Raw genomic sequence first — 15,474 nt, forward strand, 5'->3', positions numbered from 1 at the left:
AGGGACGATGGCCGTGACCCGAGGCCTGTGGGTAACGTGATAAACGGTCTCCCAGTTCCGACAGCGAACCGAGCGGGAGCCAGTCCATCGGCGAGCGAAGGGATACCTTCGACCGAAGGCCTCGTGCTGTGAACTGGCGTTTCCCGATAAAGAATGTGGCGTCGGAGTCGAGACTCGTCAGGCCAACAATGCGGGAAACGCGGGAGTTCACAGCGTACATACCGAACCAAATCGGCGTGTCTTATTAAACGTTGTGTGGGAAGTGGACACACTCTACGAAGGATTGTAAACAAAGAGGGGACGTCACCGATAGATGATTGTCGAAACATATCTTCAGGCTCGGATTTTTCACTGCGCGTTCGGAACGTACAGCGGTCGATGCTAATCGACCATGACGTATCGACCATGACGCACCGACCATGACGTATCGACCGTAACCGCTGGCCACGTAACTCGAGCGAATCCATCGGTGGATGTGCCCCGCTCACAGACACGAACGGTCTCGCAACGTTTTTCACCGACGGTTCCGGACAGTTTACATGGCGAACGACGTTCCCGAGCACGAGCCCTATTCTGCAAAACTTCGCGTACCGGAGGCACTGACGTTCGACGACGTCCTGCTTCGACCGAAAGAAAGTCGCGTCGAACCCGATCAGGCCGATCTGACCTCACGGGTGTCAAAAACCGTCGAGGTATCGGTGCCGATCCTGTCGGCGGCGATGGACACCGTCACCGAGAGCGAGATGGCCATTGCGATGGCCCGCCACGGCGGACTCGGTGTCCTCCACCGCAACATGAACATCGATCAGATGGTCGAATCGATCTCACGAGTCAAACGCGCCGACGAACTCATCATCCCGTTCGACGACGTCGTCACTGCCGATCCCAAAATGACCGTTCGGGAGGTCGACGAGATGATGATCCGTGAGGGCGTCGGTGGCGCACCAGTCGTCAACACCAACGGCGAAGTGCTGGGGATCATCTCGAGTACGGACATCCGGCCACACCTCGAGGTCGGCGAGAACGACCCGGTGACGGAGGCGATGACCGACGAAGTGATCACCGCACCCAAAGATATCGACGCCCGCGAGGCGTTCGACCTGATGTACGAGCACAAGATCGAACGCGTGCCTGTCGTCGACGACGAGAACCTGCTCGTCGGCCTGGTGACGATGCAGGGGATTCTCCAGCGACGCGAGTACAAGGAGGCGGCCCGGGACGAAAACGGACGGCTCCGCTGTGGGGTCGCCGTCGGCCCGTTCGAGATGGATCGCGCAGTTGCTGCCGACGAGGCGGGCGTGGACGTCATCTTCATCGACTGCGCTCACGCTCACAACTTGAACGTCGTCGACGGCGCGAAGGAGATCAAAGACGCCGTCGAGGCTGACGTCGTCGTGGGGAACGTCGGCACTCGAGAGGCTGCTGAGGATCTCGTCGAGTTTGCAGACGGGCTCAAAGTCGGTATCGGCCCGGGGTCGATCTGTACGACTCGGGTCGTCTCGGGGGCAGGAATGCCCCAGATCACCGCCGTTGCCCAGGTTGCTGACGTTGCCAGCGAGTACGACGTACCGGTGATCGCCGACGGCGGAATTCGGTACTCCGGTGATGCGATCAAAGCGATTGCCGCCGGGGCCGATGCCGTAATGCTCGGGTCGTACTTTGCAGGCACCGACGAGGCACCGGGTCGCGTCGTGACGATGAACGGCAAGCGTTACAAGCAGTATCGCGGCATGGGATCGGTTGGGGCGATGAAATCCGGTGACGCCGACCGGTACCTCAAAGAAGATCCCGAGGACGACGAGGAGTACGTGCCCGAAGGCGTCGAAGCGGCGACACCATACAAGGGGACGCTCCAGTCCGAGCTTCACCAATTGGCTGGCGGAATGCAGTCCGGAATGGGGTACGTCGGCGCGGAGACGATTCCGGCGTTCAAAGCGCGCGCCGAGTTCGTCCGAGTTTCCTCGGCCGGCCAGGCGGAGGGACACGCTCACGACGTCGTCATCACGGACGAAGCGCCGAACTACTCGCCGAGCGAATAGAGTTCGAATCGACACACAGCGTCTGGATCCCGTCTTTTCCGTCCGTGTGAAGATTGGAAGGTGTACCGAGTTCACGACGGCCGAAAATCGACGAGAGCATTCATCCAACTGTCTTTCCGGCCGATATATTATTACCCGTTGAACGTCATTCGGAAGACATGAGCGACGAGTGGGGACAGGAACGGAGTACAAACCGTCCCCTATCGAGACCGACTCGCGGGCAATCAGAGGTGATCGCCGTCGTCTTACTAATCGGATTCGTGACCGTCGGTGCTCTCGGTGTCGTCGCAGTTGGACACAGTGCGATGGGGCACCTGGAATCACAGAGTCACGACGAGGCCGCTACGCAGTCTCTCGAGAACGCGAAGGCTGAACTGGCGTCGATACAACCAGGGGAGGCCCGATCGCTGTCGTTCAGTGAATCAGTCGAGGACGATATCACTGTAAAACCGGATGATGGTCATATGACGGTAACGCTGAACGGTGAATCATCCACGTATGCGCTCGGGACGATACAGTATGAGCGTGATGGCACCCATCTGGCATACCAGGGTGGTGGTGTGTGGGAATACGCAGATGGAACCAGTAGACTCGTTAGTGCACCAAATTTCGACGTGTTGATTTCTGAGTCTCAAGTGACAAATATGCGGATGGAGGTCACCAGTCTGCAGGGAGTTGACCGGAGTGGGAGTGACCTCGCAATTCGTTCGACTGGCATGAATCAGAGTGCCCGCTCACTCCCGCATGAAGTGCCCCCAGGCCGGATGGAGATTGCAATCCAGTCATCGTACTACGAAGGTTGGGCAGCGTACTTCACTGATCAGGATAGAATCGAGATGAACGATGGTGACGTCGGCAGTGTTTACGTCGATCATGAGAACGAGTACGTACGACTCGTCGTTGACGTTCCGTACGAGTACGATATCGACGCTGGCGTGACTTCGCCAGCGAGCGGCCAAGAGATTGAGATAAATAATAACATCAACATGACGGCGTACAACTCTGCTGAACCGGATAAGGAGATCGACGACATGCAGCTTCAATTTGCAGATGACGTGACGATTAATCACAATACGCAGATTGAGGCCGATATTATGATTGACGGGGAGTTAACACTCGATCAGAACAACGCAGAAGTTTCTGGTGACGTCTATTGTCTAGACGGAACCACTGACTGTGTAAATATCAAAAAAGGATCACACTCCGGTTCGGTGTATTCCGATGACACCAATCTCGAGGTGCTGTCTTCGACCCTCGAGATCAACCGGTGGCAAGAGCGCATCACGGCCACGGAAAACGATAACGAACAGACCGATGCTATCGACGATGGGGAACTCACCGGCGATACAATCAAAACACCTGGTGAGTACTATCTCACGGAGATAGGGCCAGGAGACACACTCGAGGTTGACCTCGACGACGAAGGTGAGGTCGATATCCTCGTCGATGGGGACGTTTATTTTGATAATGAAGTGAAACTCGATAGCGTCAACGGCCATCAGGTGAACCTCTACATAACGGACGACGAGGACAGATCACTTACGATACAGGATACGGTCAACAAATACAACAACACCAATGATGATTCGACGAATTTCTGGGTATTCGCACCTCCGGGAGCGGACATCTCGTTTGAAGAGGGCAATACAAAATTCGTAGGAGTGATCTACGCCGGAAATGATGCAGATGAACCACCGGCCAAAGTAACGTTCAACAATCAGATCGACTTCTACGGTGGACTCGTTGCTTCTGTCGAACACGTCGAACAAAACACGGATCTCCACTACGACGATGCATTGATCGAGGAGTCAGCCGGCGCTGGTGGTGACGGTGAGGATGACTCAAACACGACCTACCTTGAGCTGACGATCACTGATCTCGTCGTTGAGAACGAATAACGACGTCACGAGCAATAGGCATCTCACATCGCAGAATCTTTCGATCATCCGTTCTATGCGGCTACCAATCAAAATAGTCGGAAAACCGAATTCGTACCAGTTGCTGAGAGAGCTACTCGTCGGTGTGCCACGGCCCGAACTCCGGATCCACTTCTCGATGAACCTTTTCGAGTCCGTCCAGCATCTCTAGATCCCCACCATCCAACTCGAGGGCGAGTGACGACCAGTTGTCGGCGATGTGTTCCTCACTGGTCGCTTTCGGGATCGCCGTCACGCCCTTCGCCCGGAGCCAGGCGAGACTGACCTGGGCTTCGGTGACGTCGTGGGTCTCGGCAACGTGTTGTATTTCGGGAACCTCGAACAGCGTTCCACGGGCGAGCGGCGAATACGCCACGAGTTCGATATCGTGCTCGTCACAGACGGCCCGAAGCTCCTCCTGGGGAAGCAACGGATGACACTCGACCTGATTGGCGAAGATGGGTGCGTCGAGCAGCTCGACGGCCTCCTCGATGTGTCGCGGTTCGAAGTTACTCACGCCGACGTTGTGAATCAACCCGTCGGCATACAACTCGTCGAAGGCAGCCAGCGTCTCCTCGGCATTGTAAGAGTCGACCGGCCAGTGGACGTACAGCAGGTCGACCGCGTCGACGCCGAGTTTCTCGAGACTCTCCCGGGTCGTCTCGAGGACGTCGTCGTAGCCGAGATTCGACGTGGCAACTTTCGTCGCGAGAAAGATATCCTCCCGGTCGACGGCCGCATCGGCGATCCCCTGTCCCACAAACGCCTCGTTGTCGTAGCCCTGGGCGGTATCGATGTGGCGATACCCCATTTCGAGGGCCGTTTTGACGCTCCGGGTACACTGATCGGGGTCGGTGTGCTGCCAGGTGCCGAGGCCGAGCATGGGCATTCCGTTTGCGCGTGGGCAGTCGCCAGCGGTAATGTCGTCGGCGGAGTCCATGTCTGGGTCATCGGACGACAACGGAAAAGCGTTCGGATTGTGGCGGTTACGGTCTCAAATAGCGTACTCGAGCCGAGTTGGTTCCCGATTTCCAGACCCCACAAGCGGCGTCGCACGCTGGCTGTGCGTCACTGATACATCCGTAACGGCTGCGCCTGCGTACTCTCTGCTTCGCCCATTTCGCGCATACGCTGGGCGAACGCTTCCCGTTTCTCCCGGATCTCGGCCGCTCGGTTCAGCAACTCGCCCACGTCGACGTCGACATCCGCGATGGGACACACCCCATCCTCGAGGAGAACGCTGGCTGCCTGTGGATCCGGGAACTGCGGGCTACACTCGACGACGAGACCGACCGAATCGCTGCCACGTTCGGTACTTCGGTTGAGCAATGCACCGGTCGGGCCGCTGACGACGCCGTCTTCCGGCGGAGTGCCGATCGAGTGGCCATCGAGAAGATCCCTGCCACCACCGGTCGCGATGCCAAAAATTGACGGGTTGCCGTCGTGTTCGGCCGGGAGACCGCTCAAATACAACGGGGTTGCCTCGTGGCTGTCGATCCAGCTGGTCAAACAGTCGGCAACCGGTTCGAGCGCTTGCGCACCGATAGGGATGTCGCTCTGGAGCGCCAGCACGTCGTCGGGTTCGCTGACGTACAGCCGAACCGGTGGGTGGACGATCGGCTCCCCCTCGCGGTAGATGCCGACTTGCGGTAACCCGTCACAGTGGATGCTGGCGTAGTAACGCATATCGAGTTGATCGATCAGGTGGTCGGTCGCGATCTTTCCGACCAGTCCGACGCCCGGGAAGCCTTCGACGAGTACCGGGTTCTCGAGGTCGGCCGCTCCATCCTGGAGACGGATCTGTGACATGGGTTACGTGACTCTCCCCGGTGACTTAAAACCGGCTCCGGATCCAGATTCGGCGCCCGTTCAGTGTTCAGTGAACGAGCCGACGGGTCGAAACCGACAAACGCCTCCGCTACAAATGCCGCGCTAATGGAGCCACTCGAGCGGTACCGACCGATCATTGACGACTTCGATGCGTTTCGCGCCGCCTGCGAGCGCCCGCTTGGAATCGTCGTGCGCGCGAACTCGATCAAAGCGACCCCCGAACGGGTGATGGCGACGCTCGACGAGGACGATATCGAATACGAACAGGCTGACTGGAACCCCCGTGTCTTCCGTCTCGAGACGGACGCTCCCGGCTCGACGTGGGCGTCGTTCCACGGGTTCATCCACACCCAGGAAGAGGTCTCGTCGGTTCCACCGGTCGTTCTGGCTCCCGAGCCGGGCGAGTGCGTGTTCGACGCCTGTGCGGCACCTGGTGGGAAGGCCACCCAGTTAGCAGCGCTGATGGACGACCAGGGAACCGTCGTCGCGAACGATAGCAATCTCGGCCGACTATCTGCCCTGCGGTTCAACGCCGAACGACTCGGCGTCACCGCACTCGCCGTCACCAACCAGGACGCCCGGAACTTCTCGCTCAAGCCCCTGGAACTCGAGGCGTTCGATCACGCCCTCGTCGATGCACCCTGTTCGTGTGAAGGGACGATTCGAAAGAATCCCACGACGCTCGAGCAGTGGACCGAAGACCACGTCCACTCCGTTGCCGGCATCCAGAAGGGGATTCTCCGCCGGGCGATCCAGGCCACCCGCCCGGGTGGTACCGTCGTCTACTCTACGTGTACGTTCGCTCCCGAGGAAAACGAGGCCGTCGTCCAGCACGCCCTCGAGACCGAAGACTGCCGTGTCGTCGATATCGACCTCCCGCTCGAATCCTCGCCCGGTATCACCGAGTGGCACGACGAGACGTACGATTCGACCCTCGAGAAGGCGATCCGGATCTATCCGCACCACAACGACACCGGCGGGTTCTTCGTCGCGAAACTGGAGGTGACGGCCTGATGGGAGCCGACGACCTCGAGGAGAACGTCGGTCAGCGATTCGACCGGTTGCCGGCAACGGCCGACGACCGAGCCGTCGAGGGACGAGCAACGCGCGAGGAAGTAGTTACGTACTTCCACGATCGGTTTGGGATTTCACCAGCCGTGTTCGAACCGTACACGTTCTGGGAGAAGGGGGCTGGAAAGATCTGGGTCTACGGCGGCGAAAGCCCATCGCCGGCACGGATCGAAGCGCTGGGGATGACCTGCCTGCGAACGCGACAGGAACACTGGAAGCCGACGACAGACGTCGTACAGCGCTTTGGCCGGCACGCAACGGCCTGTGTGATCGAACTGTCCCGGGAGCAGGCAACCCGATTTGCCGCTGGCGAGGATCAATCGCTCGAGTGGGACGGCGACTGGGGCTATCTCATCGCGGCTCACGAAATCGATGGCGACCGCGAGCCGATCGGCGTCGGTCTCTACCTCCACGGTGAGCTTCGCTCGATGGTGCCGAAGGGACGACAGCGGTCGATGTGAGAACGGATCGATCTTCGTGTGTACTGGCCAGTGGCTCGTAAAAACCGCCACCTGATCGGGCGAGTCGTGTCGAGTGCGATCGACAAATACCGTCCCTGACGTGGTAACGAACCACTGTATCGCTTGCAATCCCTGCTTACGCACACACAGTCAATCACTAAGCGAGTCCCCTGATCCAAAGCACTTTGGAGGAACCCTTGTGGCAATACGGTTCCGATCTTGAGGTACCGATGGCACGTAGAAACTCGCTCCCTGAAGAAACCGTCCACAAGCTGCTCTCGAATCCCCAGCGTCGCCGTTTGCTGACTTTTCTCTCTGAACGGCGAACCGCGACCGTCGACGAACTTAGCCGTCATCTCGCGTCGGCGGAACATCGAGACAATCCCACCACCGACGAAGAAGACGCCCGCCGTCGAGCCTCGGTCGCACTCGTTCATACCCACATTCCGTTGCTCGAGGATCACGACGTCGTCGAGTACAACCCCGAACGCGGTGAGGTCGCCCTCATGGATGTGTTCGACGAACTCAGCCACTATATGCAGACGTCAGCAGATGCCGATACCACGTCACTTCTTCACCGATTCGTACCGGGACAGTGAACTAAAGTAGCCACTGCACGTCACTGACACCCGATCGCAAACCGAGTAGTAGTGTGCACATCGTTTCAGTTGGTGCTACAATTGAGCAATCGCAGCTACTGAACTTCGGACGACAACGTCGACAGTCGACTTTCGATCGAAGTCGGGCTCGAGACGCTCAGCTAACCTCGTCAGGTAATCGAACGACCGACAGCCAGAACAGCTCGAGGGTCTGAATCGTCTCGATAAACTCGTTCGGGTCGACCGGTTTCGTCAGGTAGGCGTTCGCGTGCAGTTTGTACGATCGAATCATGTCCTCGTGACTTTCAGAACTGGTGAGGACGATCACGGGAATCGTCTTGAGGGCAGGATCCGATTTGAGTTCGTCGAGGACGACGTCGCCGTTTTTCCGGGGTAAGTTGAGGTCGAGCAAAACGAGATCTGGCCGAGGCGCATCTTCGTATTCACCACGCTGATGACAGAAATCGAGTGCTTCGACACCATCTCTGGTAACGTGGAGTGTATTGCTAATTCGTCCGTCCTTGAACGCCTCTTGTGTGAGCCGAACGTCACCAGGGTTGTCCTCGACGAGGAGAATATTGATCGGGTCGATATCGTCGGCCACACTCATTGGTTAGTGTCTGTAGGCAAGGTAAATGAAAATATCGACCCGGCGCCCATCTCGGACTCGACCCATATCTCACCGTTGTGGCGTTCGACGATCCGTTCACAGAGAGCTAACCCGATTCCAGTTCCCGAGGAGGCATCCGCGGGGGCTGCTCGCTCGAACACGTTGAAGATCCGATCCTGACTCTCCGAATCGATCCCGATCCCCTCATCACGAACGGACAGCGTCCATTCCGACCCGTTTTGCTCGGCTGAAACGTGTACGCGAGGACGATCGTTGCCGCTGTATTCAATCGCGTTCGAAAGGAGGTTCTGAAAGACCTGTCGCAGTTGGCGCTCATCGCCGGTGACTGTCGGCAGTGCCGACGTCGTAATTTCGGCCTCCGATTCGTCGATTTTCACCTGTAGATCCGTTCGTACCGCCTCGAGAACTATCTCCAGGTCGACAGGTTCGAATTCACTCCCCTGTGTCTGTACCCGGGAGTACTGCAGGAGGGTATCGATCATCGACCGCATCCGATCGGCACCGTCGATGGCAAACTCGAGGAACTCTTCGCCATCTTCGTCGAGTTCTTCGCTATATCGTTGCTCCAGCAACTTGAGATAGCTCGAGATCATCCGAAGCGGCTCCTGTAAATCGTGTGAGGCTGCGTACGCGAACTGCTCCAGCCGTTCGTTCGACGTCTCGAGTTCGGCGACGGTCTGTTCGAGTTCCACCTGGGTTTCCTCGAGGGCTCGATTTTGCCGTTCGAGAGCCAGTGCCCGGGTCTTTGCCTCACCATCGTAGATGCCGATGCCGAGACCAGCAGTGCTGGCGAGGGCAGTCAAGATCGAGATCGTCACCGTGCTGTCGACGACGACGCCAGGCTGCAGACTGTACAGGCTGAGAACTCCGGCCATTACGGCAAAACCGCCGAGACACCAGGCCGCGATGGTCGAATAAAACGTAGGATCGATATCGGATTCGGGAAGCCGGTACCCGAAATAGAACAGGACAAAACCGGGGCCACCAACCAGACTCGCCAGGATAAGAATACTCGCAGCTGGGTCACCAGTGGCGCTCTGAAAGAGAATTCGACCGACAGCGAGCGCCATGTACAGCATTCCGAGGAGTACAATGACGCGTCTTCCGCCGACGGTAGCGATGAAGCGGTTCCAGACTGGCACTACATTCGTGGACGAGAGTCACTCCCATGAGAGTTGTGTTCTCGTTTCTTGTCCAGAAGAGATAATTGATCTCCGTTACGTTGCGGGTTGGAAACGGTGTTGATACACTAACCGAGACAGTTAGCGTTCGGCAACGTCTCACAGCCATCGCACCCGTCGTGTCTCTCCACCAGTACAGTGATACGAGATGGTCATCTGCACCCTCGCTCGAATCGCCCGTGGGAACGCACTACGAGCGATACCGCTCGAGACGTGTTGGCGTCACAAGCAAAATAGACACACCGTCTCTTAGCGGACGTGTGACCCTCGTGGAGTGTAGTTATGAACCGATTGACTCGGAGAGCCTGTCGGTATCGATCGTTCCTCGCCCCGGTCAGTTAAGGCCGTCTCCGTCGTATGGTGAGTTCCGCTATGACTCTTCCCGATCACCTTCGGCGGCTCCGTTCGCGGACTGCTCCGGATACAACCGAACGGGCGACGGACTCGGCCGCCCCAGCACGTCGTACCGATGTCGTCGATGCAGTGGCTCGTGGTATGCAGGCAGGGTTCGTCGCAACGCTCATCATGACCGCGTTTCGCCTCCCGATCATGCGTTCGTTGCCTCCATCGGCAAACTTCTGGTCGCAGTACGTCACCGGCGACGATCCGGACGATCACGTCATCGTCGGCCTCGCGTTGCACCTCGGATACGGGATACAGGCGGGGGCGCTCTTTGGCGCTCTGTTCGCGCTCCACGACGCCGAACGGTCCATCGAACCCGAACAACGCGGTCTCGTCTGGGGTTCGGTGTACGGAATGGCACTCTCGGCGTTCGGCTCGCAGATTATGCTCAAACGGCTCCTCGGTATCGAACTCGATGCCGACGAACTCGCGCTCTTTCACGCCGGGCACCTGGTTTATGGACTCTCGCTCGGTGCGTGGGTTGGGTCGCGTACCGAAGGGGTCGATGACCCCGAAGCGGAGTACGAGTACGGCGACGGAAACTGAAGGGGACGAAGAGTGGTTCGTCGCCCGATCGAAGCTCGAGTACCGGACTCTCGAGACGGTAACAGTCGACGTTTGAGCCAAAACCGTCGTTCACGACGTTGTTTACCACAAAAGTGCTCCGTCTGGGATTTGAACCCAGGTCATCGGCTCGAAAGGCCGAAATGATTGGCCGGACTACACCAACGGAGCTAGCTGCACCCGTTGCTTTCCCGGGGCTAGTAAAAAGCGTTCCGTTCCGCGACGAGGGTGATAGCTCGTACCGTACCGATCCGTCGGTCGAGACTGCGAACGCTCGACAGTGGGACACTCGCCGTCTTCTCAACGTTTTTGCTCACAGCCCACGAGCACGTTGATATGAAGTCCATCAGATTCCGCGATCCGGCCGGAGCAATACGCACTGGGCGCCTCGAAAGAGGTACCGTCCACTTCGCTAACGAGAGCTATCCCTTCGACAGCGACGACATCGAAATCTTGCCGCCATGTGAACCGTCGAAGGTAGTCTGTATCGGCCGGAACTACGCCGATCACGCCGCGGAGATGGATTCGGACGTCCCCGACCGCCCGTTGCTCTTTCTCAAACCACCGAACACGCTTGCCGCCCACGGCGACACCATCAGCGTGCCGGCCGGGAAAGCTCGAATCGACTACGAGGCCGAACTCGGCGTCGTCATCGGCAGGCAGTGTCGCCACGTATCGGAAGCTGATGCCATGAACGTCGTCGCCGGTTTTACCTGCGTGAACGACCTCTCGAACCGGGACGACCAGCGCCAGGAACAGAACTGGGTTCGTGGAAAGGCGTTCGACGGTGCCGCTCCAATTGGCCCGGTGCTCGCCTCCCCCGGGGACGTTCCCACCGACGCCTTCGTCCGCTCGCGCGTCAACGGCGAACTGAAACAGGATGGCTCGCGCTCACAGCTCATCTTCTCCATCCCCGAACTCATCGCGGAGATCACGACCTACCTCACCCTCGAGCCCGGCGACGTAATCGCGACCGGGACTCCGGAGGGCGTCGGCCCGCTCGAGGACGGCGATAACGTCGAAATCGAGGTCGAGGGAGTCGGCACGCTCGAGCATTCGGTTCGGATGCCCTGAGTCGGCCTGTCGTCGTTCATGTGGTCGCCTGTGTCACACTCACCAGTACGCACACCGTTACAACAGCCCGTACGAACGCCAGCACGCCGGACTGACTGGAAAAACGATTAGAGGTAGCCGTTCTCGAGCAACAACTCGCCGTTTAGCACACTCGCACCGGCTGCCCCGCGGATGGTGTTGTGCGCCAGGCAGTTATACTGGAGGCCGAACGTCGACTCCTGGAGGCCGCCGACGGAGATGGCCATCCCGTCGCCGAGCGTCCGATCGAGGCGGGGTTGCGGTCGCTCGAGATCCTCGAAGACGTGGATAAGCGGGTCGGGCGACGATCGAAGATCGACGTCGTCGAAGGAGTACGACGAGAGCGCGTCGGCAGCATCGACAGGACTGAGCGTTTCCGCGGTCTCGAGCCAGACGTTCTCGAGGTGGCCATCGAGCGTCGGAATGCGGTTACAGGAGGCGCTGACGCTCACGTCGTGCTGGGCGAGTTCGGCCCCGTCGAAGTCACCGAGAAGCTTCTTCGATTCGGTCTCGAGTTTTTCTTCTTCGCTCCCGATGTGGGGAATCGCGTTGTCGATGATCTCCATCGACGTGACGCCGTCGTAGCCGGCCCCGGAGACCGCCTGGAGGGTCGCGACGTGGACGCGTTCGAGACCGAACTGCTCGAGAGCCGCGAGCGTCGGCACGAACGTGATCGTCGAGCAGTTCGGGTTCTTCACGAGCGCGCCGTCCCAGCCGCGGTCGTCGCGCTGTACCTCGAGCAGGTCGAGGTGGTCGGCGTTGACCTCCGGGATGACGAGCGGGACGTCGTCGGCCATCCGCGCGTTCGAGGAGTTCGAGGAGACGACGTAACCGGCCTCACAGAAAGCGGGTTCGACGGCGGCACCGACGCTCGAGGGAAGCGACGAGAAGAGGAGATCGACGTCGCCTGGAACGTCGTCGGGGTCGGTCGCACCCACCGTCATGTCGGCCACGTCCGCAGGGATGGGCGTGTCGACGCGCCACTTTGCCGCCTCGCGGTACGATTTGCCCGCGCTCGAGTCGCTCGCGGTGAGGGCGGCGATCTCGAAGTCCGGGTGGGGGTCGAGAAGTTGAATCAGTCGTTGTCCGACGGCGCCAGTTGCGCCGAGAATGCCTACTCGTACTGCCATTGGCGCCCCTCAGTACCGGGCGTGCAAAACGGTTTGGATGGTGTCACGGTTTGCAACCAACCGTTTTTAGCGGGGTTCTCCTCACTCGCTTCGCTCGTTCGGTCGAACCCCGCCAAAACCAGTTGATTCAAAAAGACCGCCCCGCAGGGTGCTTGAGTAGGCACTGAAAGTCAATATATACGATTACAAGAAGAATCTATAATCGAGTGTAATACATTTTGGTTGATAGTATATCACCCCCTCTGCGAACCATTCTGAAACGCTCCATATGAGGGTGGCAAACACGACTGCAAGAGTGCTTTCAGAATGAGTCGGTGTTCTGTCCACTGAGGACGATAGCGTTCCTCAAAAGCCAGTCGTCCGTCGAGATCAGTCGTCCGCCGGCGTCGGTGCCGACCGAACGTCGATCTCACCGTCGTCGAGACGCTTCTCGACGTTACGAGCCGCTTCGACCATATTCGCCATCTTGCCGTAGGCCACCTCGCGTGGGAGGAGTTTCACGCCACAGTCGGGCGACACGACGAGCTGTTCGGGCGGGACGATCTCGAGTCCCTTCTCGATGTTGCGTTCGATCTGCTCGACCGATTCGACGTCGGCGACGTGGACGTCGGTGACACCGAGGGCGAGATCCTTGGTGAACGAGGGGTCTTTGAACACGTCGAGCTGTTCGTAGTCGCCGTTGGCGAGCTCCAGGTCGAACTCGTCGACCGGGAACTCGAGGATCTCGGGGTAGATCCGGGAGTAGTCGCCGTAACAGACGTGGAGACCGATGCGTACCTCGTCGGGAATGTCGGCGACGATGCGCTCGAGACACTCGCCGACGATGGCGTGGTCGTCGGGCGTCGTCGCGAGGGCGGGTTCGTCGATCTGGATGTAGCGAGCACCGGCCTCGACGAGCTTTTCGACCTCTTCGTTGACGAGGTCGGCGAGGTCGTACGCCAGCGCTTCCTCGTCCTCGTAGGCCTCGTTGAACGACCAGTTGGCCAGGGTGTACGGGCCGGTGATGGGAACCTTGATCGGACGGTTCGTCGCTTCAGCGGTGAACTCGTATTCGTCGACCAGCCAGCTATCGGTGTACTCGACCTCGCTCACGACGGAGGGTTTGTCGAAGTAGTTGTGTCCCCAGACCTTCACGGGGCCGTTGAACTCGTAGCCCTCGATCCGGTGGGCGAAGAACTCCACCATCTCGTTGCGACGCATCTCGCCGTCGACGACGACGTCCAGTCCCGCGCGCTCGTGCTCGTTCGTGATGAGGCGGGAAGCGTCGTCGAGCGCCTCCTGGTAGTCGTCCTCGTCGAAGCTGTGGTCGGGATCCTGGTAGAGCTCTTTGGCCCGGTTGAGCCACTTCGGCTTGGGATAACTGCCGACGACGGTCGTCAACAGGAAGTGGTCGTGCTCGTGGTCGGCTGGGCGGAATTGATCGCGGTTCTCGTTGCGTGGGGGGTTTGGACTCATGCGTGGGTCACCTCCGCCAGTGCCGCAGCCTCCGCAAGGGCCTCGAGTTTGGCCTCGAACTTGGCGTAGGGCAGGTAGAACGTTTCGGTATTGGTCGTCAGATACGCCGTCTCGAAGTCCGTTACCGGAAGCTGGTCGAACACCCACTCGGCGCGGTCGCGGATTGCTTCGGGATCTTCGACCAGCGTGTTCTGTCCGTCTACCAGCCCCAGCGCGATGTCGTCCGGTGCGCCGTACTCCTGAAGGGTGTACAGGTTCTGCTCTTGTTCGGTGACGAAGTCGAAGCCGACGGCGTCGATGTCGGCGTCGAGCAGGTGGGCGTATACCTTCTCCTCGAGCGCGCCGTAGAACGGCTGGACGATGACGTTCGCGTCGGTCGCCCCTGACACGACGTCGATCGCATCGCTCGCACGTTCGTCGAGACCGTCACCCGGCGCGTTCTCGACGAGCGAGGGCTCGAGCAAAAAGAGCGTCTCGTGGTCGGGGAACGCCTCGACTTCGCCGGCCAGGAACTCAGCGACGGCGGCGAGGAACGTCTCCTCGTCGCCATAGTGCTCGTCGGAAGCGAGGTCAGCCAGCGAGTACGGGCCCGGTAAAACGGCCTGGAGCGGATTGTCGGTCAACTCGGCCGCGGCCTCGAGTTCCGAGGCGACGTCTCCCGAGAAATCGAGGTCGTCGGTGACGACGGGGTCTCGATAGAAGTTGTTGTTGTCGTAGTAGCGGACGATCCCCTGGGTGTCGACGGCGTCGTGTACCGCCAGCGGATGGGCGAGCATATCGTCCCATCGAAGCTGCCCCTCGGTGACCAGGTCGAGGCCGGCCTCGACCTGGAGATCGACGACCGCCGCACGCGATTTCTCGTAGACGGAGGTGATCTCCGCCCTCTCATCCCCGCTGATGAGGTCGTGTTTCTGATGGCCTTTGAGATCCGAAAGTTCGTCTTTCGACCAGTCCGGGAGCGGGAACAGTCCCGGTGTGGTCGATACGTAGTCAGTCATGCGTGACCGTGGATAGGCTATGCTGCTGCTTAATATTTTCCATATCGATAAATGCTCACCAGTAATTTATCTGTGCTCGATGGTACCATACTCGAGTCGTCGATA

14 protein-coding genes and 1 tRNA gene are annotated in these 15,474 nt (G+C 59.2%); 7 read left to right on the forward strand and 8 right to left on the reverse strand.

Annotation, left to right across the window (positions count from 1 at the left end):
• Positions 1 to 539: 539 nt before the first annotated feature.
• A complete protein-coding gene (gene guaB, locus NGM68_RS17385; protein ID WP_252699478.1) occupies positions 540 to 2,039 on the forward strand; it encodes an IMP dehydrogenase in 1,500 nt (499 codons plus the stop codon).
• Between the two features lie 158 nt (positions 2,040 to 2,197).
• A complete protein-coding gene (locus tag NGM68_RS17390; protein ID WP_252699479.1) occupies positions 2,198 to 3,937 on the forward strand; it encodes a DUF7289 family protein in 1,740 nt (579 codons plus the stop codon).
• A 112-nt stretch (positions 3,938 to 4,049) separates the two neighbouring features.
• Here the strand turns inward: NGM68_RS17390 and NGM68_RS17395 are convergent, their stop codons facing one another.
• Complete coding sequence (locus NGM68_RS17395; protein ID WP_252699480.1) at positions 4,050 to 4,895, reverse strand: aldo/keto reductase; 846 nt, start codon at positions 4,893 to 4,895, stop codon at positions 4,050 to 4,052.
• A gap of 128 nt (positions 4,896 to 5,023) precedes the next feature.
• Positions 5,024 to 5,764 (reverse strand): proteasome assembly chaperone family protein, encoded by a 741-nt coding sequence (locus NGM68_RS17400; protein WP_252699481.1) that lies wholly within the window; start codon positions 5,762 to 5,764, stop codon positions 5,024 to 5,026.
• Positions 5,765 to 5,890: 126 nt separating this feature from the next.
• Between NGM68_RS17400 and NGM68_RS17405 the strand changes: the two genes are divergently transcribed.
• The 3 genes from NGM68_RS17405 (at position 5,891) to NGM68_RS17415 (ending at position 7,916) form a co-directional block, all read left to right on the forward strand.
• Complete coding sequence (locus NGM68_RS17405; protein ID WP_252699482.1) at positions 5,891 to 6,799, forward strand: RsmB/NOP family class I SAM-dependent RNA methyltransferase; 909 nt, start codon at positions 5,891 to 5,893, stop codon at positions 6,797 to 6,799.
• Positions 6,799 to 7,317 (forward strand): DUF7122 family protein, encoded by a 519-nt coding sequence (locus NGM68_RS17410; protein ID WP_252699483.1) that lies wholly within the window; start codon positions 6,799 to 6,801, stop codon positions 7,315 to 7,317. Before NGM68_RS17405 ends, NGM68_RS17410 begins: the two co-directional genes overlap by 1 nt.
• Positions 7,318 to 7,547: 230 nt before the next feature.
• Positions 7,548 to 7,916 carry a DUF7344 domain-containing protein gene (locus tag NGM68_RS17415; protein ID WP_252699484.1) on the forward strand — a complete coding sequence of 123 codons (369 nt, stop codon included), beginning with the start codon at positions 7,548 to 7,550 and terminating at the stop codon, positions 7,914 to 7,916.
• 157 nt (positions 7,917 to 8,073) lie between these two features.
• Here the strand turns inward: NGM68_RS17415 and NGM68_RS17420 are convergent, their stop codons facing one another.
• Positions 8,074 to 8,526 carry a response regulator gene (locus tag NGM68_RS17420; RefSeq protein ID WP_252699485.1) on the reverse strand — a complete coding sequence of 151 codons (453 nt, stop codon included), beginning with the start codon at positions 8,524 to 8,526 and terminating at the stop codon, positions 8,074 to 8,076.
• On the reverse strand, positions 8,523 to 9,689 hold the full coding sequence (locus NGM68_RS17425) for a sensor histidine kinase (protein ID WP_252699486.1): 1,167 nt from the start codon (positions 9,687 to 9,689) through the stop codon (positions 8,523 to 8,525). The genes NGM68_RS17420 and NGM68_RS17425 overlap by 4 nt, the downstream gene beginning before the upstream one ends.
• A 411-nt stretch (positions 9,690 to 10,100) precedes the next feature.
• Here NGM68_RS17425 and NGM68_RS17430 point away from each other — a divergent pair, with 411 nt between their 5' ends.
• Positions 10,101 to 10,676, forward strand: a complete 576-nt coding sequence (locus NGM68_RS17430) for a DUF6789 family protein (RefSeq protein WP_252699487.1) — start codon at positions 10,101 to 10,103, stop codon at positions 10,674 to 10,676.
• Between the two features lie 114 nt (positions 10,677 to 10,790).
• Here the strand turns inward: NGM68_RS17430 and NGM68_RS17435 are convergent.
• Positions 10,791 to 10,865, reverse strand: a tRNA-Glu gene (locus tag NGM68_RS17435).
• Positions 10,866 to 11,030: 165 nt separating this feature from the next.
• On the opposite strand from NGM68_RS17435, the gene NGM68_RS17440 reads away from it, so the two are divergent.
• The gene (locus NGM68_RS17440; RefSeq protein WP_252699488.1) at positions 11,031 to 11,768 is read left to right on the forward strand and encodes a fumarylacetoacetate hydrolase family protein; all 738 of its coding nucleotides are present in this window, start codon (positions 11,031 to 11,033) and stop codon (positions 11,766 to 11,768) included.
• A 107-nt stretch (positions 11,769 to 11,875) separates the two neighbouring features.
• Here NGM68_RS17440 and asd read toward each other — a convergent pair whose 3' ends face one another.
• The 3 genes from asd to NGM68_RS17455 all read right to left on the reverse strand — a co-directional run bounded on the left by asd (position 11,876) and on the right by NGM68_RS17455 (position 15,369).
• A complete protein-coding gene (asd, locus tag NGM68_RS17445) occupies positions 11,876 to 12,916 on the reverse strand; it encodes an aspartate-semialdehyde dehydrogenase (RefSeq protein ID WP_252699489.1) in 1,041 nt (346 codons plus the stop codon).
• 369 nt (positions 12,917 to 13,285) lie between these two features.
• Positions 13,286 to 14,371, reverse strand: a complete 1,086-nt coding sequence (locus tag NGM68_RS17450) for a methionine synthase (protein WP_252699490.1) — start codon at positions 14,369 to 14,371, stop codon at positions 13,286 to 13,288.
• Positions 14,368 to 15,369, reverse strand: coding sequence for a 5-methyltetrahydropteroyltriglutamate--homocysteine methyltransferase (locus NGM68_RS17455; protein WP_252699491.1), 1,002 nt, complete (start codon positions 15,367 to 15,369; stop codon positions 14,368 to 14,370). The genes NGM68_RS17450 and NGM68_RS17455 overlap by 4 nt, the downstream gene beginning before the upstream one ends.
• Positions 15,370 to 15,474: the final 105 nt, after the last annotated feature.

Source organism: Natronosalvus vescus (assembly GCF_023973145.1).
Classification (GTDB): domain Archaea; phylum Halobacteriota; class Halobacteria; order Halobacteriales; family Natrialbaceae; genus Natronosalvus; species Natronosalvus vescus.